Below are 18570 nucleotides of genomic sequence, written 5' to 3' on the forward strand. Positions count from 1 at the left end.
ACAAGGGAAGTCCCTCACGCGGGCGGCGGCGCGGTGCTCTTGCGCAGCACCAGGCTGATGGCCAGTTCCATCCGCGTGGTGGTGTTCACCCCGGCGTGCAGCCGCAGCAGCATCTCCGAGGCCGCCTCCGCCATTTTGCGCAGCGGCTGGTGGACGGTCGTCAGGGCCGGGCGGGACCATTTGGCCACGGCGACGTCGTCGTAACCGACCACCGACAGGTCGTGCGGGGTGCGCAGGCCGAGTGCGCTCGCCGCCTCCAGCACGCCGATGGCCTGAAGGTCGCTGCCGGCGAAGACGGCAGTGGGCCGGTCGGAGCGGCTCAGCATGCTCATCGCCCGCTCGTAGCCGCCCTCGACGTGGAAGTCGCCGTACGCCACGAGCGTCGGGTCGGTCTCCAGCCCGGCGGTGGCCATGGCGGAGCGGAAGCCGTCCAGCCGGGCGAGCGAGCACATCATGTCCTCGGGGCCGGTGATGATGCCGATCCGGCGGTGGCCGCACTCGATGAGGTGCCGGGTGGCGGCCAGTCCGCCGGACCAGTTGGCCGAGCCGACCGAGGGCACGTCCGGCTCGGGGTCACCGGCCGGATCGATGATCACGAACGGGATGGACCGCGATCTGAGCTGCTGCTTGTACTCCTTGGGCAGCGTGGAGAACACCAGGATCACGCCCAGCGGCCGGCGGCGCAGCACGCCCTCGATCCACTCCGGGCCGGGGGCGTGCCGGGTGCCGCTCTGGGTGAGCACCACGCCGGCGCCGTGGTCCTTGGCGATCTTCTCCACGCCGAGGATGAGTTCCATGGCCCAGATCGCGTCGAGTTCGTGGAAGACGATCTCGATCAGCGGGGCCTCGGGCGCCGATCGCGCGGTACGGCGGTAGCCGTGGGCCTCCAGCAGCCGTTCGACCTTGCGCCGGGTGGGGGCCGATACGTCCTGTCGGCCGTTGAGCACCTTCGAAACTGTCGGCACTGAGACACCAGCAGTTTCGGCGATCTGCGCCAGGGTCACCTTGCCCGGTCGTTCCTCAGCATCCATGAGCCCGCAGCGTACGGCACATCTCCAGGTAACGCTTCAATAACCCGGGACCCGAGGGTTGACCGCTCACCGGGCGCAGCCTAGCGTCACAGCGCGCAGCAAATTTCGGCGACGTTGCCGAAACTTTTCGAAAGGCTGGACGATGAAGAAGCGCGCAATGCTCTCTCGCGCCGCGGCCGGCGGTGTGACGCTCGCACTCGGGCTGACGCTGGCCGCCTGCGGTGGCAGCTCCTCCGGCGGCAACGGCTCCGGTACGTTCCACGTTCTCGTCTACGGGGACGCGACCAACAAGGTGGAGAAGCAGATCGTCGACACCTTCAACAAGACCTCGAAGGTGAAGGCAGTCCTGGACACCATCCCCGGTGCGGACTACCAGCAGAAGCTGCAGACGATCATCAACACCAAGCAGGCCCCGGACGTCTTCTTCAACTGGGGCGGCGGCAGCATCCAGCCCTTCGTGAAGGCCGGGCTGCTCCAGCCGCTGGACGGCATGATCGCCAAGGACCCCGCGCTGAAGAGCGACTTCCTGCCCTCGGTGTTCAACGGGGCGGTCATCGACGGCAAGCCCTACGGCGTGCCGATGCGCGGCACCCAGCCGGTGCTGCTGTTCAACAACGCACAGGTCCTCAAGGACGCCGGCCTGACCCCGCCCAAGACCTGGGACGACCTGCTCAGCGACGTCAAGGTGCTCAAGGACAAGGGCAAGACCCCGATCGCGCTGGGCGGCGGCGACCAGTGGCCGACCCTGATGTGGTTCGAGTACCTCTACGACCGCATCGCCGGCCCGGACCTGTTCCAGAAGGCCATGAGCGGCGACAAGAGCGCCTGGGACAGCCCCGACAGCCGCAAGGCGCTGTCGATGCTCAAGCAGCTCGTCGACGCCGGCGCCTTCGGCAAGAACTTCGACTCGGTGAAGTACACCGACGGCGGCTCGGTGGCCCTGGTCGCCACGGGCAAGGCCGGCTTCGAGCTGATGGGCTCCTGGTACTACTCGCAGCAGCAGCAGGACCACCCCGACTTCGCCAAGTCGGGCCTGGGCTACAGCACCTTCCCGACCGTCGACGGCGGCAAGGGCGACCCGCAGGACATCGCCGGCAACACCAACAACTACTACTCGGTGATGAAGAAGGCGAAGAACCAGGACGCGATCGCGCAGTTCCTGAAGCTGATGTACAGCGACGAGTTCGTCAAGGCGCAGATGGCGATCGGGAACCTGCCGACCACCACCAACACCGAGCAGTTCCTGAGCACTTCGGCCAGCCCCGCGTACTCGCAGTTCCAGTACAACCTGGTCAAGTCCGCGCCGTCGTTCCAGCTCTCGTGGGACCAGGCGTACCCGCCCTCGGCGATCACCCCCATCCACCAGGCCGTCCAGGAGTTCTTCGACGGCCAGCTCGACGCCGACGGCTTCATCAAGGCCATGCAGGCCCTGCCGACGTCCTGACCCGGGAATCCCACACATGACCACCACCACCCAGAGGGTGGCCGGGCGCTGGACGGTCAACCGGTCCGCCGGCCGGTCCAGCGCCGCGGTGATCCGCCCAGGCTTCGCCTGGGCGGTTCCCGCCACCTTGTTCTTCGTCCTGTTCGCCGTCGTCCCGCTGGTCCTGGTCGCGGTCCTGTCCTTCACGTCGTGGAACGGCCTGGGATCGCCGCAGTGGACCGGCATGGCCAACTGGAACGCCCTGATCCACGACCACACGATGATCCAGAGCCTGTGGCTCAGCCTGCTGATCACCGTGCTCGGCGTGGTGGTCCAGACGCCGCTGAGCCTGCTGCTGGGCGTGTGGGCGGCCGGGCGCCAGCGCAACCGCGCGGTGCTCTCGGCGGTCTACTTCATCCCGCTGCTGCTGTCGGCGACCGCGATCTCCGTGCTGTGGCGGGCGCTGCTCGACCCGAACTTCGGGGTGCCCGCGCAGGCCCACTGGCTGTTCGGCAACGGCAACCTGCTGGGCATGCAGTCCGGCGCGATCGGCGTCCTGGTCTTCGTCGGCGCCTGGCAGTACACCCCGTTCCACACCCTGATCTACCAGGGCGCCGCCCGCGCCATCCCGCAGGTGCTCTACCAGGCCGCGGAGATGGACGGCGCCGGCACCATCCGGCAGTTCTGGCACATCACCCTGCCGCAGCTGCGCAACACCATGATCACCTCGATGATCCTGATGGTGGTCGGCGGCCTGACCACGTTCGACACCGTGCTGATCCTGACCCAGGGCGGCCCGGGCACCGACACCACCATCAGCGCGTACTACATGTACCAAAAGGCGTTCAAGGGCTTCGACTTCGGCGGCGGTTCGGCCATCGCCCTGGTGCTGGTGGTCATCGCCACGATCATCTCGCTGATCGTCGTGCGCGTGTCGGGCTACGACAAGATGCGCAGCTCCGCGGAAGGCCTGTGATGAAGCGCCGTCCCAATTACCTGGCCGGGTTCGCCTCCCTCGTCTGGCTGTTCCTCATCGGCCTGCCGCTGTACGTGATGCTGGCCGCCACGCTGCGCACCCGCACCGACTACTCGGACGGCGGCCCGCTGTCCTTCCCCAAGCACTGGACGCTGAAGAACTACACCCAGGACTTCTCCAACGGTTTCGGGCAGTACTTCCTCAACACGATGTGGGTCACCCTCGCGGTGGTCGTCATCGTGCTGCTGCTGGTGCCGCCGCTGTCGTACGCGATCGTGCGCAGCAAGGGCCGGCTGACCTCCGGCGTCTTCCGGCTGTTCCTGATCGGCCTGGCCATCCCCGCGCAGGCGGTGATCGTGCCGATGTTCTACGTCATCAGCAAGGCCGGCCTGTACGACAACCTCATCGGCGTGATCCTGCCGACCGCGGCGTTCTCGCTGCCGGTGTGCACGCTGATCCTGTCCGGCGTGATGCGCGACATCACCAGCGACCTCTACGAGGCCATGGCGATGGACGGCGCGCCGCCGTGGCGGGTGTTCTTCCAGCTGGTGCTCCCGCTGTCCAGGGGCGGCCTGTCCACGATCATGGTCTTCTCCGCCCTCCAGGCGTGGAACGGCTTCCTCTTCCCGCTGGTGCTGACCCAGTCGGACTCCTCCAAGGTCATCACCTTGGGCCTCTACAACTTCCAGACCGAGCACGGCGTCGACATCCCGGGCCTGCTGGCCGCGGTGGTGCTGTCGATGCTGCCCATCTTCATCGTCTACCTGTTCGCCCGCCGGGCCCTGGTCCAGGGGCTCATGGGCGTCGGAGGAAAGTGACCGACACCGTGGTCGAAGAATCAGATCCCGCTGCCGCCGCCTGGCGCGACCGCTCGCTGCGGCCCGAGGCCCGGGCCGACGCCCTGATCGCCGAGATGACCCTGCCGGAGAAGGTCGCCCAGCTCTTCGGAGTGTGGGTGGGGGCCTCCGCCGACGGCGGCGAAGTCGCTCCTTACCAGCACGAGATGGAGGAGGCCGTCTCCCTGGAGGCCCTGCTGCCGCAGGGACTCGGCCAGCTCACGAGATCCTTCGGCACCGCGCCCGTGGACCCGGCCCTCGGGGCCCTGTCACTGCTGCGCACCCAGCGCCGGATCGCCGCGGCGAACCGTTTCGGCATCCCGGCCGTCGCCCACGAGGAGTGCCTGGCCGGCTTCGCCGCCTGGGGCGCGACCGCCTATCCGGTCCCGCTGTCGTGGGGGGCCACCTTCAACCCCCGCCTGATCCGCGACATGGCCGAACGGATCGGCCGGGACATGCGCTCGGTCGGCGTCCACCAGGGCCTGGCCCCGGTGCTCGACGTGGTGCGCGACGCCCGCTGGGGACGGGTGGAGGAGACCATCGGCGAGGACCCGTACCTGGTCGGCACGGTCGCCACCGCCTATGTGCAGGGGCTGGAGTCGGCGGGCGTCGTCGCCACCCTCAAGCACTTCGCCGGCTACTCCGCCTCCCGCACCGGCCGCAACCTCGCGCCGGTCGGCATGGGCGCCCGCGAGCGGGCCGACGTGATTCTGCTGCCGTTCGAGATGGCGGTACGCGAGAGCGGCGTGCGCTCGGTCATGCACGCCTACACCGACACCGACGGGGTGCCCTCGGCCGCCGACGAGGACTTGCTCACCGGACTGCTGCGGGAGAACTGGGGCTTCAAGGGCACGGTCGTCGCGGACTACTTCGGCATCTCGTTCCTCAAGCTCCTGCACGGGGTGGCCGGCACTCTCGGCGAGGCGGCCGGGGCGGCGCTCCAGGCCGGCGTGGACGTGGAACTGCCCACCGTGAAGGCCTTCGGCGAACCGCTGCTCAAGGCCATCGCCGACGGGCAGGTGCCCGAGGAACTGGTGGACCGGGCGCTGCGCCGGGTGCTGGCGCAGAAGGCACAGCTCGGCCTGCTCGACGCGGACTGGGACCCGGTGCCCGAGGCGCTGGCCGGCGCCGACGAGAACGACCCCGCGGCGCTGCGCGGCAGCGTGAACCTGGACCCGGCGGCCAACCGGGCGACCGCCCGCCGGGTCGCCGAGCAGAGCGTGGTGCTGCTGCGCAACAACGGCACACTGCCGCTGTCCCGGCCGCGCCGGATCGCGCTCATCGGCCCCAACGCCGAGACCCCGACCGCGGTCCTCGGCTGCTACGCCTTCCCGGTGCACGTCGGGGTACAGCACCCGCAGATCCCGGTCGGCATCGAACTGCCCACCCTGCGCGAGGCGTTGACCGCCGAGTTCCCCGGCACCGAGATCGTCGTCGCGCAGGGCGCGAGCGTGGACGGCACCGAGACGTCCGGCTTCGCCGAGGCGGTGGCGCTGGCGAAGGACGCCGACGTGGTGGTGCTCGCGCTGGGCGACCGGGCCGGGCTGTTCGGCCGCGGCACCAGCGGCGAGGGCTGCGACGCCGAATCGCTGGTGCTGCCCGGGGTGCAGCAGGAGTTGCTGGACACCCTGCTGGACGCCGGGACCCCGGTGGTGGTCACGCTGCTGGCCGGCCGGCCGTACGCGCTGGGCCGCGGCGCCGGCGAGGCCGCCGCCGTGGTGCAGTCGTTCTTCCCCGGCGAGGAGGGCACCACCGCGATCGCCGGTGTGTTGGCCGGGCGGGTCAACCCCTCGGGCCGGCTGCCGGTCAGCGTGCCGCGGCGGCCGGGCGTGCAGCCGTCCACGTACCTGTCGGCGAAGCTGGGCCAGGTCAACGAGGTCTCCAGCATCGACCCGACGCCGGCGTTCGCCTTCGGGCACGGCCTGTCGTACACGACCTTCCACTGGACCGCGCTGGACGTGGAGTCGCTGCAGACCGGGACGGCCGGGGAGATCCGGCTGTCCTTCACCGTCCGCAATACCGGCGAGCGGGAGGGCACCGAGGTGGTGCAGCTGTACCTGCACGACCCGGTCGCGTCGGTGGTGCAGCCGGTGCAGCGGCTGATCGGCTACCGGCGGCTGTCGCTGGCCCCGGGCGAGGCGGTACGGGTGAAGGTGACCGTCCCGGCCGACCTGGCGTCCTTCACCGGGCGCGACGGCCGCCGCGTCGTCGAGCCGGGCGACCTGGAACTGCGGCTGGGCGCCTCCTCGGCCGACCTGCGGCTGACCGTGAGCTGCACCCTCACCGGGCCGGTGCGCCGGGTGGACCACACCCGCCGGATGCACGCCACGTTCGTCACCGGGCCGCTGCGCGGCTGACCGACTCTCCGGATGCGCCCCGGAGATTCCCCGGAGGGCCCGCCCGTCCCAGGACGCGCGGGCCCTCCAGCATGGGGGAAGGTGGTGCGGGTGGGACGCAGACGAGTGTGGGCCTGAGGACGCGTTCACGTCAACGAAGAATTTCCGAAACTTCTTCGAAATTTATAGGCCCTCATTAGGGAAGGAAGGGCACGGTCAGCGCGGGTACTTCCGGACGCGGCGTGGCGCCGAAGGACAAAGAAGCCCCTCGACGCCACGCACTGCGCGACCACAATTCCCGAATCTCTGCGGAAAGCTTTACGAAATATTTCGGATCATTCCGGCCCCCCGCAGCGGCCGGGCCCTTGCTCAGAACAGCGCGCTGTAGGAGTTCCAGCCCGAAGTGCCGATCTGCGCCCGCGCCTTGAAGGTGGCGGTGCCGGTGCGGCCGCTGCCGCTGTAGCGGTAGAGCAGGCCGCCCGACGTGACGGCGACGATGTCGGCGCGGCCGTCACCGTCGAGGTCGCCGGGGGCGGCCAGCCTGGTGTACGCGTTCCAGCCGCCGCCGATGTCGACGCGGGCCTTGAACGGCGCGCTCCCGCTGCCGGTGCCGAGGTACAGGTACAGGTGCCCGTTCGCGCCGTTGCGGGCCACGATGTCGGGGTAACCGTCCCCGTTGATGTCGCCCGCGCCGGTGATCTGGTTGTAGCCGTTCCAGCCGGCGCCGATCTTCGAGCGGCCGTAGAACGTGCCGTTGCCCTTGCCGGTCAGCAGCCACAGCACCCCGGAGGTGTCGCGGGCCAGCAGGTCCGAACGGCCGTCGCCGCTCAGGTCGCCCGGCCCGAACACCAGGTTGTAGCTGCCCCAGCCGCTGCTGGAGACGTTGGTGAAGCCGGGGGTGTCGTTGTAGAGCACGCCCTGGTAGAGCTCGAGCAGCGGCTCCTCGTCCTGGTCGGACAGCGACACCGAGGTCAGCAGCCGGGCGCCCTTCCAGTCGCCGTCGACCAGGGAGCGGGAGCTGAGGCCGCCGGTGTTGTAGCCGTAGTAGAAGTACAGGGCGCCGCCCGCGGTCTGGCCGAACAGGTCGTTCTTGCCCCACAGCGGGGTGTGGCCCTGGCCGGAGAGCAGTTCGTCGTTCCACTGGTGGCCGACCAGGTCCCGCGCGGTGAGGTTGCCGGTGCCGGTGCCGTCGCCCTGGTAGTAGTAGAGGTCGCCGTTGGGCAGCCGGCCGAGGATGCCGCCGACCGCGTCGGCGTCGTCGCCGAAGCCGACGATCTGGTTGTAGCCCTGCCAGCCGTAGCCGATCTTCACCCGGCCGGACAGCGGGCCGGCCGCGGTGCCGTTGAAGACGTACATCCACAGGTCGCCGTTCAGGTCCCGGCCCACCAGCGTCTGGTGTCCGCTGCCGGTGAGGTCGCCGGCGCCGATGAGCTGGTCGTAGATGCCGTATCCGTAGCCGACCTTGACGCGCGCGGCGAAGGGCGCGGTGGCGCTTCCGGTGCCGCGGTACAGGTACACGTCGCCGGACGGGGTACGGGCCAGCAGGTCGCCCCAGCCGTCGCCGTTGGTGTCGCCGACGGCGATGACCTGGTTGTAGATCTGCCAGCCGGTGCCGGTCCACAGCGCGCTGCCGTCGGTCAGGCCGGTGGTGGTGAACATGCTCAGGCGCCCGGACTGGGTCAGGCCCAGCACCTCGTCGCCGGCGTACGCCGACGTGAGGTCCCCGGGGGTGAGGATGTCCCGGTAGCGGACGGTGCTGGTGCCGAGCGTCACCCACTTCTGCTGGGTGCTGCTGAGCACGCCGATAGTGCCGTCGATCTCCTGGGTGAGCAGGTCGCCGCGGCCGTCGCCGTCGTAGTCGTACCGGGGCGTGGTGGTCGCCGCGGCGCCGGCCGCGGCGGTGAAGGCGCGCCGCTGGGCTGGCCGGGCGAGGACCTCGTGACCGCCTGTGTGCGGGACGGCGAGGGTCTTGATGTGCGGTGCGGCGCCGGCGGACGGGCCCGCGGCCTGTGCGAGACCGGCCGGGCCGAGCACGAGCGCGCCGGCGGCCAGTGCTCCGGCGGTGCAGGCGGCCAGCAGCAGCCGGCCGCGTCGGCGCGCGACGGTGCGCGCCGCGGAAATGGACGAGAACACAACCCCCCCTTGGGATGCGAAACCGCGCGCCCTGGGCGCACGGGTGAGGTGGACGCCCCGGTGAACGCTGCTGAGCAGGCACTCTCCAGGGGCCAGGTGAGTTTAGCCCCTGGCAACGACAGCGATACGCACAGGGCATCTCCACGACACCTGATGGACATGTACGCGAGCGGCGGCGGTCCGGGGACATGCGTACGGCCCCCCGGCCGGCGGGCGGTCGGGGGGCCGTACGGGAGGGACCTGTGTGCGCCTAGCTGTGCGCGACGGTGAGCGCGTAGAAGGCCACGCGCGCGCCGTTGGTGGTGCTGTCGGAGGAGGACTGGTTGTAGGAACCGGCCTTGAAGTACTGGTGGTACGGGAAGAAGGACGACGCGATGGCGTAGTGCGTGGTGCTGCCGTTCACCGTCAGGTCGATGGTGTTCCCGCCCGAGACGCCGATGGTGTAGCTCCACTTGGTGCCGACCGCGACGTGGCCGACGGGGTACGTGGTCTGGCCGCCGGAGGGCGAGTCCTCCACGCCGGCCACGATGTCGCCGTTCGAGTGGTAGTACAGCTCGATCAGCGGCTTGGTGGACGTGCCTCCGGAACCGAGGTGGATCTGGCCCACGCACACGTTGGACGTCACCGACCCCACCCGCAGGGTGGCGTTCAGCCGGTGCGTGCCGCTGAGCGCCCAGTCCGCGGCACTGCCGTTGGTGTTCATCTCGCGCAGCTCGGAGCGGGCGTAGTTGGAGTTGGGCGTGGTGACGCCCTTCTCCGGCGCCCAGAAGGTCATCGCGCCGTCGGATCCGTCGGTGTAGAAGTACGAGTCCTGGAAGCCGCCGGCGCCCTGGAGCTGCGAGGAGGGGATGGTGGTCGGCGAGCCGGGCGAGCCCACCGGCTCCTGGAGCTCCCACACCGACAGGTTGAAGTTCCCGCCGGGCGCGACCGAGGGGTTCAGGCCGGAGGAGGGCGCGCCGGGCAGCGTCCACTGCTGGTTGGAGGTGCCGGTGCAGGTCCAGATCTGCAGCCGGGTGCCGTTGGCCGAGGACTTGCCGGTGGCGTCCAGGCACTTGCCCGAACCGGTGTTGACCAGTTCGCCGTTGCTGTACGTCCACTGCTGGGCGGCGGTGCCGTTGCAGTCGTAGAGCTGCACCTGGGCGCCGCTGGCGGTCGAGCCGCCGGTGACGTCCATGCACTTGCCCAGGGCCCGCAGGGAGTTGTCGGAGTTGCCGACGGTCCAGCTCTGGGCGGACGTGCCGTTGCAGTCGTAGAGCTGGATGGCGGTGCCGTTGGCGGTCGATGCGGCGGCCACGTCGACGCACTTGCCGCCGAGGCCGGTGATCGGGCCGGCGGTCGCGGCCGCCGCCTGGGTGGTGCCGAGCAGGCCGAAGGTGCCGGCGAAGCCCACGGCCGTGACCGCCGTGAGGAGTGTGGAACGCCGTCTCATGTGGGGGATCCTTAGCGCCTAGGGGAGTTGGTCCAGTCCAATGGGGGCGCGTGAGTTGGATAACACCGCCCCTCCCCCGCCGTCAACGCCCCCCGGGCCCACGGATCGCGCCGAGGGCGTACGGAGCGCGCTGGGCGTACGGCTCGTCGGCACGCGGAAGGGCCGGCGCCGGTAGGGGTCCGGCGCCGGCCCTGGTACGGCCGGCCGGGCGCCGCGCGCCCGGCCCATCCCCGAGGATCAGGCTCCTCGAAGGTCAGGCCCCTTGAGGATCAGGCCTCTCGAGGATCAGGCGCTGAGCAGCGCGATCTCCTCGGCGGTGAGGGTCAGGTCGGTCGCGGCGGCCGAGTCCTGGATGGTCGCCGGGCGGCTGGAGCCCGGGATCGGGATCACGACCGGGGACAGGGCCAGCATCCAGGCCAGGCACACCTGCTGCGGGCTGACCCCGTGCGCCTGCGCGACCTGCGCGAACGCGGAGTGGCTGCTGCCCAGCCGGTCGGCGTTGGTGATGCCGCCGAGCGGGCTCCAGGGCAGGAAGGCGATGCCCAGCTCGTCGCACAGGTCCAGCTCCGGCTTGCTGGACAGGAAGGCCGGGGAGAACTGGTTCTGCACCGACACCAGCCGGCCGCCCAGGATCTCGTTGGCCTGCCGGATCTGCTCGGGGTTGGCGTTCGAGACGCCGGCCATGCGGATCTTGCCCTCGTCCAGCAGCTCGGCGATCGCGCCGACGGACTCGGCGTACGGCACGGCCGGGTCGGGCCGGTGGAACTGGTACAGCCCGATCGCCTCCACCCCGAGCCGCTTCAGCGACGCCTCGCACGCCTCCTTGAGGTACTCCGGGCGGCCGTTCTGCGTCCAGGAGCCGTCTCCGGGGCGCAGGTGGCCGCCCTTGGTGGCGACCAGGACCTCGGACCCGGCGGGGTGCGAGTCCAGCGCCTTGGCGATCAGCGACTCGTTGTGGCCCACCTCGCCGGCCAGCAGGTGGTACGCGTCCGCGGTGTCGATGAAAGTGACGCCGGCGTCCAGGGCGGCGTGGATGGTGGCGATCGAACGTGCCTCGTCCGGGCGTCCCTCGATCGACATGGGCATACCGCCCAGGCCGATCGCACTGACCTGGACGGCACCGATTCGGCGGGTCTGCATGAGTGACATGCCTTTCTGCAGCTCTGCGGCAGCTCTACGGCTCTGCTGTTCGACGGCTCTGCGGCTGTATTGCGCTACGGCTCGGTGGCGCTTCGGTTCGATGGCCCTGTGGCCTGGTCGGGCGCCCGGCCCGGTGTGCCGCGGCCGGGCCGCGCGCCCTCGGGCCCCAGCTTCGCGCCGTCGCCGGCCAGCCGTCCAATAGAAGAAAACGAACGGATTGAGCGGCTAGGCTGCTCAATCATGGAACTGCGCCACCTGGAGTACTTCATAGCCGTCGCCGAGGACCGCCACTTCACCCGGGCCGCCCAGCGGCTGATGGTCTCGCAGTCGGGGCTGTCCGCCTCGGTGCGGGCCCTGGAGCGGGAGTTGGGCGCCCAGTTGTTCATCCGCAGCACCCGCAGCGTGGAGCTGACCGCGCCGGGCCGGGCCCTGTTGGTGGAGGCGTCCCGGACCCTGGCGAGTGTGCGCGCCGCCAAGGAGGCGGTGGCGGCGGTGCAGGGACTGATGCGCGGCACGCTGACCGCCGGCACCGAGCAGTGCGTGACCGGCGTCAACGTGCCCGCGGTGCTGGCCCGGTTCCGTACCGAGCACCCGCAGGTGCAGGTCCGGCTGCGGCAGGCCAACTCCACGGCGCTGGCCGAGGACGTCGCGGCCGGCCGGCTCGACCTCGCCTTCGTCGCGCTGCCGGGCGGCGCGCCGGAGGGCGTACGGCTGCTGCCGCTCACCCAGGAGCCGATGGTGCTGCTGTGCCACCCGACCCACCGGCTGGCGGGCGCCGCCGAGGTGGGCTGGGCGGACCTGGACGGCGAGACCTTCGTGGACTTCCACCCCGACTGGGGCTCGCGCGGCCTGACCGACGCCGCCTTCGCCGCGGCCGGCACCGCGCGCCAGGTGGCGATGGAGGTCAACGACGTGCACAGCCTGATCGACATGGTCGGCCACGCTCTGGGCATCGCCGTCGTCCCCCGGCCGATCACGCTCAAGGACCAGGCGGCACCGCTGAGTTCGGTGCCGCTGCCGGCCGGGCCGCTGTGGCAGGTCTCGGTGGCCGCGCCCGAGCCGGACCGGCTCGCCCCGGCCGCCCGCGAGCTGCTGTCCTACCTGGACCTGCCGCCGCTCTGACGGCCGCGGCATCGGCCCGGCGGGCCGGCCGCGGCATCGTGGAGGCCGCGACGCGGGCCTGCTCATACGCCGGATCGCCGCCTGCTGGGGCCGGGACGCAGGCCCTGACCGTGCGCCGGGCCACCCCGCTCAGGCCGGGACGCCGTCCGGCTCGGGCACGGTGCGCGGTTCGGGCGCGGTCCAGCGGATCCGGGTGCTGCACAGCGAGACCACGACCGCGCAGGCGGCGACCGCGCCCAGGCCCCACACCAGGCTGCTGGCGTTGGCGATGAAGCCGATGACGGGCGGGCCGGCCAGCAGGCCGGTGGTGCCCATGGTGGCGACCAGGGTGAGCGCGTCCGAGCCCTGGCCGGCCGCGGCGACGTACACGCACGGGGTCACCGCGGCGATGCCCAGGCCCACGCAGGCGAACCCGATCAGGGCCGGCACCACTCCGCCGCTGAGCAGGGCGAGCGCCAGGCCGAGGCCGGCCACGGCGCTGCCGGTGCGCACGATCCGGCCGTCGCCCCAGCGGCTGCGCCAGCCGTCGGCGAACAGCCGGGCCAGCACCATCATTACCGACACCACCGCGATGCCCATGGGCGCGATTTCCGCGGACGCCTTGGCGACGTCCTTCATGTACAGCGCCGACCAGTCGTTCATGGCGCCCTCGGTGATGGTGCCGAACGCCATGGCCAGGCCCATCCACAGCGTCATCCGCGACGGAAGCGTCCACCGGCCGCGGCTCTTGGGCGCCGCGGAGTCGGCGTCGCCGGGCGCGCCCTCCCCGGCCGGCTGCTGCGCCGCCGGCTGCTTGGCGGTCTGCTGCTCGCCGGTGAGCAGCCCGGTGCGGGCGAAGGCGACCAGTAGCAGCAACAGGGCGGCGCCGACCGCGAAGTGGACCAGCACGGTGGAGGTCAGCGCGTTCATCGCGGAGGCCAGCAGTGCCGCGGACAGCGAGCCGCCGCTGAAGGTGGCGTGCAGCTTGGCCATGGCGTTGCGTCCGTGCACGGCCTCCAGGGCGGCTCCCTGGGCGTTCATGGCGACGTTCAGGCAGCCGACCAGCACCCCGTCCACCGCCATGACCAGCAGGGCGACCGGGTAGTCCGGCAGGTCGGCCATCGCCAGGAGCAGCAGGGCCAGGCACAGGGCGGAGGCCAGGGACAGCCGCCGGGAGCCCATGGTGCGCATCAGCTTGGCCACCAGCGGGAAGGACGCGGCGGCGCCGATGCCGGTGGCCATCAGCAGCAGGCCCACCTCGGCCGCGGTCAGCCCGAGGTGGGCCTTGATCGCGGGCAGCCGGGACGCCCAGGTGGCGTACTGGAAGCCCAGGGCGCAGAAGAGGGCGGCGATGGACAACTGCCCGCGCCGGAAGGGGTCGGTGATCCGGTTCATATGCGTCTGCCCGATTCCTCGTGCGGGGTCGGCCCGTGCGGCACGGCGCCGTCGTGTCTGTGCTCCCCGGTGTGCTCCCCGGCCTGCTGCCCGGCGGTGGGCGCCGGCACCGGTACGGGCGCCGCGACCGGCCGGGACATGTAGACGGCGCCGGGGCCGTAGCCCTGCGGTCCGGCGTCCGGCCGGTCCGGCTCGTGGGCGGTGAACCCGTTGGCCGTCCAGAAGGCGCGGCTGCCGGCCACGGCGACCAGCGAGACCCGTGCGTACCCGGCGGCCGCGGCGGTCCCGGTCAGGTGCCGCACCATGCGGGTGCCCAGCCCCAGGCCGCGCAGGTGTTCGGCGATGACCAGGTCGTGCAGGTGCAGGTTGGCGGAGCGGACCGCGGGCGCCCGCGCGGCGGACAGCTCGGGGTACTCACCGTCCGGGTACGGCAGGGACAGCAGGTAGCCGGCCGGGCGTTCGTCCACGTCCAGGACGAAGCAGGTGGCCGGGGAGACACGGGCCTTGGCCTCCAGCGCGGCTCGCTCCTCCGACAGCCCGAGGGGGGTGTACGCGCCGGCCTCCAGCGCCGTGATGTGCGGCCAGTCGGCGCCGGTGATGTGCCGTATCCGCACGGAGGAGCCGGTCACCGCGCCGCCTCTCCGGCCACGGCCCCGTCCGTGACGGACCCGGCCGTACCGGACCCTTCCGAACCGGCCCCTTCCGTACCCACGAAGGAGTACGGCAGCGGGTCGAAGCCGTTGAAGCCGCGGGTCATGTAGCTGATCGCGTAGGCGCCGCTGGACAGCACCCACACCGGGTCGCCGGAGGCGAGGTCGCGCGGCACCTGGACCAGGCCCTGGTCGTACGGGAAGGCGTCGTCGCTGTCGCAACTCGGTCCGGCGACGACGGCCGGGACGCGCGGGGCAGGGTCGGGGTGGCCGGGGAAGACCAGCGGGTACTGGAGCTGGTCCATCTCGTACAGGCCGTTGAACTTGCCGCAGCTCAGGTAGAGCCAGCGCTGTTCCCGGCCGTCGGGGCCGCGGCGGACGGTCAGGCGGGAGACGTGGGCGCGGATGGCAGCGTTGTCAGCGACCAGGTAACGGCCCGGCTCCACCACGAAGTCCAGGTCGTGGCCGGCCGCCAGGCGGCAGTGCGCCATCCCGTCCCGGACGACGGCGAAGATCTTGTCGACCGGCGGGTCCAGCGGCAGGCCGTGCCGGTCCAGGTAGCCGAGGGCGGGCAGGCCGCCGCCGATGTTGACGTGATCGAGGGCGATGCCCTCCCGCGCGGCGGCGCCGATGACGGCGGTGATCGTCGCGAAGGCGTCCTGCCATGCCTCGGTGGTCATCTGCTGCGAGCCGACGTGCACCGACACGCCGGCCGGGCGCAGCCCCGCGGCCCGGGCGGCGACCAGCACGCGGACGGCGTCCCGCGGGGAGCAGCCGAACTTGTTGCTCAGTCCCCACAGGGCGCCGCGGCCGTCGGTGGCCAGCCGGACGAACACCCGGGCGCCGGGGGCGTGGGCGGCGATCGCCGCCACGTCCTCGGCGCTGTCGGTGGCGAAGGTGGTGATGCCCATACGGTGCGCGTCGGCGATGTTGCGGTCGGACTTGACGGTGTTGCCGTAGTGGATGCGTGCCGCGGGCACTCCGGAGCGCAGGGCCTGCGCGATCTCGTTGGGGCTCGCGGCGTCGACCCCGGCGCCGCGCGCGGCCAGCGCGGCGATCACCTCGTCGAGCGGGCAGGCCTTGATGGCGTACCGGACGGCGACGCCCGGCAGTTCGTCCCGCAGGTGGTCCAGGCGTGCGGTGATGCCCGCGAGGTCGAAGACGATGCGGTCCTCACTGTCCGAGGCGAGGTCGGAGGCGAGGGCGGCCGCCAGCGCGGCCGGCAGGGCAGTGGCGGCGGCCGTCATCGGCGGCTTCGGTCCGGCCGCGGCGGGAGCGCGCCGGGCCCGGCGGCCGCGGCGGCACCGGTCAGGGGCGCCCACGCCTCGATGAGGGTGGCGAAGTCGGCGATGTCCTGCGCGGCCTCGTCCAGCAGCCGCTCCCGGCGGGCCGCCAGCAGGCCGGCGACCTCCGCGTACTTGCCGCCCAGGGTGCGGTAGGAGCGGTCGAGGACGTCCAGCCGCTCGGTGTTCTCGGTCCGGTCCAGGCCGGCGCTCTCCCGCACCATGTCGGCGAGCACCGGCACGCGTATCCGGTGCTGTGCGTCGAGCAGGGTGTCGCCGGCCGCGGCCATCCGCTCGTACAGGTGGTTGAAGTAGAGCATCGACAGGAAGAACTTGGCGAACCGCGTCTGGTAGGCGAGGAAGCCCTCGTGGGTGCGGCGTTCGCCGGTGTAGTAGTTGACGATGGTGCGGTTGTGCAGCACGCCGGGCAGGCCGGCGTCGTGCACCAGGTGGATGAGGAAGTAGTCGCTGCCGATGGTGTCGGTGGCCGGCGGCAGCGGCACCTGCTCGTGGACGCCGTGGAAGGCGATGTTGCACATGTCGACCCGCATCGGGTCGACCAGGGTCAGCGTGGAGTGGTCGAAGACGAACGGCTCGGTGCCCGCGCCGGTGAAGGACTCCGCGACCAGTTCCCGCTTCTGCTCGGCGGTCCAGTGGCCGGGTGCCCACAGGCTCACCACGTCCTGGTAGACGCCGGAGTCCAGGCGCCGCATCTCCTCGATGTCGACGGACATCTCGCCGATGAAGGAGCTGCCCGCCATGCTCACCGGGCGGGCGGCCAGGCCGGGTTCGAGGTCGCTCTCGGTGACGCTGTGCGCCGCGGCGCCGGCCGCGCGGCCGAGTGCGGCCAGTTCGTGGTGGACGGGGTAGACCGGCACCCCGGCCACGGTCTGGTAGCGGCTGTCGGAGTCCCGGCGGTGCACGGACTCGCAGCCCAGCGCGGCGGCGATCAGGAAGGCGCGGTTGGTGCAGGCGCCGTAGGAGACGCGGTCCGGCAGCATCAGGTCGAGCATCAGCTCCGGCTTGGCGGTGCCGGCCGCGCCGATGACCTCGCGCAGGAAGGCGCGCTGGGCGTCCTCGTCGAAGTGGTGGACGACCACGCCGGGGGCGGCGGGCAGTTCGCGTACCGCCCGGGCGTGCTCGGCGCGTTCGGCCTCGGTGCCGGAGTCGAGGATCAGCAGGTGCGCCTCGACGCCGAACTCGCGTGCCGCGTAGGCCGCTTCGCCCGCGACGGCGAAAATGGTGGGCGCGCAGGCCCGGTTGGTGGGCAGGGTCAGGCAGATTCGGCGCACGCCTGCTCCCCGTTGTGCCGGTCGGTGTCGCCGGACCAGGACTTCAGGCCCAGCAGCTTGGCGCCGAGGTCGGTGAGCGCGGCCGGGCCGTAGCGCAGCGATTCGTGCCGGGTGGCGTCGCCGACCAGGGTCTTGTTCCACTCCGGGGTGCTCAGCGTGCGCCAGGAGTCGGTGCGGGACTCGCGCAGCGAGCGGTGCGTCTCCAGGGCGGGCATCATCGACAGGTACTGGGCCGACCGGACCCCGTCCGGCGAGGTGTTGGGGGCGACGCCGTGCGCCAGCAGGCCGTTCCAGATCAGCAGGTCGCCGGCCTTGAGTTCGGGGCGGACCACCGGGAAGTCGGCCGGGTCGGTGTTCGGGCGGATCGGGTCGCGGTCGTCGGGCTGGAGGGCGCGCCACTTCTCGAACCGGCGGAAGAGTTCGGGCGCGCACTGGAAGCCGCCCTGCTCCGCGGTGGTGTCGTTGAGCGCGATGATGCCCTGGACGCGCTGCGGCAGCACGCCGAGCGTGGTGTCCACGTCCCAGTGCAGGTTGATGTCGAAGCCGCGGTCGGTCGGGGCGATCAGCGCGCGGTCGCGGTTCTTGATGTTGGGCGGGTTGAGGTTGAGCCGGTCCAGGGTCACCCACAGCTCTTCGCAGTCCCACACGTCGACGAAGGCGTCGTAGACCCGCTGCGTCTGCCGGCTGTCCCACATCAGCTGGTGGTGGTAGGCCTCGACGAAGCCGTAGACGTGCAGTTCGCGGTCGAGGTCGGAGCGCCACTCGCGGTCGTCGTACCAAGTCTGCGGCCGCTGCGGGTCCAGGCCCTGGAAGTCCCAGGTGAAGTCGAGCAGTCGGCGGGCGTGGTCGGCGGGTATCGCCTCGCGGACCACGATGTAGCCGTAGGTCTGCCAGAAGGCGAAGTCCTCCTCGGACAGCACCCGCAGCTTCAGGTTCTTGCGGAGGTCTCTCAACTGGGTCTGCGCGAGATACGTTTCGCCGTCCGCGCTGAAGTACGGGACGTCGGAGGCGGCTCGGTGAAGGAAGGTTTCGGCCGGCATGCGATGGGCTCCAGGGTTCGGAGAGGCCAGGGTGGAAGGAGTTCGAAGGCGAGGGTCGTCGAAGGCGAGGGACATCGAGGGACATCGGAGGACAACGAAGGGCAACGAAGGACGTCGAAGGCGCGAGGCAGCGGCGCGCTCGCGGGCCGTCCCGGCGGGACGCGGGTGACGGGGCGCGGCGGTCAGGTCTGAGTCGTGGTTGTGGTCCGGGACGCTCTTCCCGGCGGTGCGGGGTCTCCCGGTGCTCCCGGAGGTCCCGGTCTTCCCGGACGCGGCACTGGCTTTCCCTGCTCCCTCACCCCTAGGGCACGGCGGTTCCGGGCCGCGGACGCCTGAGGAGCTCCCACACGTCCACCGGCCGACGTGCTCATCCGACAGGGGATGTCGGGGGCGATGCGCCTCGCAGATCCCTTGCTGAACTCGCGCCCCACTAAAGTGGACTAGACCAACTGCGCCTGTCAACAGGAGAGTTCGCAAAGCTCAGCCGACCCTGAGGCGACACGCG

14 protein-coding genes and 1 pseudogene are annotated in these 18570 nt (G+C 71.4%); 5 read left to right on the forward strand and 10 right to left on the reverse strand.

Features of this window, described 5'->3' with window-relative positions:
* Nucleotides 1-14 precede the first annotated feature (14 nt).
* Nucleotides 15-1031, reverse strand: a complete 1017-nt coding sequence (locus ITX44_RS29530; RefSeq protein WP_205360835.1) for a LacI family DNA-binding transcriptional regulator — start codon at nt 1029-1031, stop codon at nt 15-17.
* 142 nt (nt 1032-1173) lie between these two features.
* Here ITX44_RS29530 and ITX44_RS29535 point away from each other — a divergent pair, with 142 nt between their 5' ends.
* From ITX44_RS29535 to ITX44_RS29550, 4 genes are read left to right on the forward strand one after another with little or no spacing between them, the layout of a single operon-like run.
* Nucleotides 1174-2475: an ABC transporter substrate-binding protein gene (locus ITX44_RS29535; protein ID WP_205360843.1), complete on the forward strand. Its 1302-nt coding sequence runs from the start codon at nt 1174-1176 to the stop codon at nt 2473-2475.
* Nucleotides 2476-2491: 16 nt separating this feature from the next.
* Complete coding sequence (locus ITX44_RS29540) at nt 2492-3430, forward strand: carbohydrate ABC transporter permease (protein ID WP_205360845.1); 939 nt, start codon at nt 2492-2494, stop codon at nt 3428-3430.
* On the forward strand, nt 3430-4248 hold the full coding sequence (locus ITX44_RS29545) for a carbohydrate ABC transporter permease (protein WP_205360847.1): 819 nt from the start codon (nt 3430-3432) through the stop codon (nt 4246-4248). Before ITX44_RS29540 ends, ITX44_RS29545 begins: the two co-directional genes overlap by 1 nt.
* Before the next feature lie 56 nt (nt 4249-4304).
* Nucleotides 4305-6623: a beta-xylosidase/alpha-l-arabinosidase gene (locus ITX44_RS29550; RefSeq protein ID WP_504739965.1), complete on the forward strand. Its 2319-nt coding sequence runs from the start codon at nt 4305-4307 to the stop codon at nt 6621-6623.
* A 348-nt stretch (nt 6624-6971) separates the two neighbouring features.
* Here the strand turns inward: ITX44_RS29550 and ITX44_RS42845 are convergent, their stop codons facing one another.
* The 4 genes and pseudogenes from ITX44_RS42845 to ITX44_RS29570 form a co-directional block, all read right to left on the reverse strand.
* Nucleotides 6972-8735, reverse strand: a complete 1764-nt coding sequence (locus tag ITX44_RS42845; protein WP_205360848.1) for an FG-GAP repeat domain-containing protein — start codon at nt 8733-8735, stop codon at nt 6972-6974.
* Between the two features lie 250 nt (nt 8736-8985).
* Nucleotides 8986-9699, reverse strand: a complete 714-nt coding sequence (locus ITX44_RS43130; RefSeq protein ID WP_372441034.1) for a polysaccharide lyase family 7 protein — start codon at nt 9697-9699, stop codon at nt 8986-8988.
* 51 nt (nt 9700-9750) lie between these two features.
* Nucleotides 9751-10164, reverse strand: a pseudogene (locus ITX44_RS43135) (ricin-type beta-trefoil lectin domain protein); the annotation flags it as partial.
* Between the two features lie 285 nt (nt 10165-10449).
* A complete protein-coding gene (locus ITX44_RS29570; RefSeq protein WP_205360850.1) occupies nt 10450-11304 on the reverse strand; it encodes an aldo/keto reductase in 855 nt (284 codons plus the stop codon).
* 240 nt (nt 11305-11544) lie between these two features.
* On the opposite strand from ITX44_RS29570, the gene ITX44_RS29575 reads away from it, so the two are divergent.
* A complete protein-coding gene (locus ITX44_RS29575; protein WP_205360852.1) occupies nt 11545-12426 on the forward strand; it encodes a LysR family transcriptional regulator in 882 nt (293 codons plus the stop codon).
* 129 nt (nt 12427-12555) lie between these two features.
* Here ITX44_RS29575 and ITX44_RS29580 read toward each other — a convergent pair whose 3' ends face one another.
* Genes ITX44_RS29580 through ITX44_RS29600 form a run of 5 tightly spaced genes read right to left on the reverse strand, consistent with a single transcriptional unit; the run spans nt 12556 to nt 18065 of the window.
* Complete coding sequence (locus ITX44_RS29580; RefSeq protein ID WP_205360854.1) at nt 12556-13800, reverse strand: MFS transporter; 1245 nt, start codon at nt 13798-13800, stop codon at nt 12556-12558.
* On the reverse strand, nt 13797-14429 hold the full coding sequence (locus ITX44_RS29585) for a GNAT family N-acetyltransferase (RefSeq protein ID WP_307795548.1): 633 nt from the start codon (nt 14427-14429) through the stop codon (nt 13797-13799). The genes ITX44_RS29580 and ITX44_RS29585 overlap by 4 nt, the downstream gene beginning before the upstream one ends.
* Nucleotides 14426-15697, reverse strand: coding sequence for a type III PLP-dependent enzyme domain-containing protein (locus ITX44_RS29590; RefSeq protein ID WP_205360855.1), 1272 nt, complete (start codon nt 15695-15697; stop codon nt 14426-14428). Before ITX44_RS29590 ends, ITX44_RS29585 begins: the two co-directional genes overlap by 4 nt.
* Entirely contained in the window at nt 15694-17025 is a 1332-nt protein-coding gene (locus tag ITX44_RS29595; protein WP_205360858.1) for a DUF6271 family protein, read from the reverse strand. The genes ITX44_RS29590 and ITX44_RS29595 overlap by 4 nt, the downstream gene beginning before the upstream one ends.
* Nucleotides 17007-18065: a phytanoyl-CoA dioxygenase family protein gene (locus ITX44_RS29600; RefSeq protein WP_205360860.1), complete on the reverse strand. Its 1059-nt coding sequence runs from the start codon at nt 18063-18065 to the stop codon at nt 17007-17009. Before ITX44_RS29600 ends, ITX44_RS29595 begins: the two co-directional genes overlap by 19 nt.
* Between the last annotated feature and the right edge of the window lie 505 nt (nt 18066-18570).

The organism is Actinacidiphila acididurans (assembly GCF_016918855.1).
Classification (GTDB): domain Bacteria; phylum Actinomycetota; class Actinomycetes; order Streptomycetales; family Streptomycetaceae; genus Actinacidiphila; species Actinacidiphila acididurans.

Excerpts from the sequence above, each read along its gene's own strand:
- ITX44_RS29600 (WP_205360860.1), bottom strand. The coding sequence starts at position 18,065 with ATGCCGGCCGAAACCTTCCTTCACCGAGCCGCCTCCGACGTCCCGTAC.
- ITX44_RS29590 (WP_205360855.1), bottom strand. The coding sequence starts at position 15,697 with ATGACGGCCGCCGCCACTGCCCTGCCGGCCGCGCTGGCGGCCGCCCTC.
- ITX44_RS29575 (WP_205360852.1), top strand. The coding sequence starts at position 11,545 with ATGGAACTGCGCCACCTGGAGTACTTCATAGCCGTCGCCGAGGACCGC.
- ITX44_RS29530 (WP_205360835.1), bottom strand. The coding sequence starts at position 1,031 with ATGGATGCTGAGGAACGACCGGGCAAGGTGACCCTGGCGCAGATCGCC.
- ITX44_RS29545 (WP_205360847.1), top strand. The coding sequence starts at position 3,430 with ATGAAGCGCCGTCCCAATTACCTGGCCGGGTTCGCCTCCCTCGTCTGG.
- ITX44_RS29580 (WP_205360854.1), bottom strand. The coding sequence starts at position 13,800 with ATGAACCGGATCACCGACCCCTTCCGGCGCGGGCAGTTGTCCATCGCC.
- ITX44_RS29570 (WP_205360850.1), bottom strand. The coding sequence starts at position 11,304 with ATGCAGACCCGCCGAATCGGTGCCGTCCAGGTCAGTGCGATCGGCCTG.
- ITX44_RS29540 (WP_205360845.1), top strand. The coding sequence starts at position 2,492 with ATGACCACCACCACCCAGAGGGTGGCCGGGCGCTGGACGGTCAACCGG.
- ITX44_RS29535 (WP_205360843.1), top strand. The coding sequence starts at position 1,174 with ATGAAGAAGCGCGCAATGCTCTCTCGCGCCGCGGCCGGCGGTGTGACG.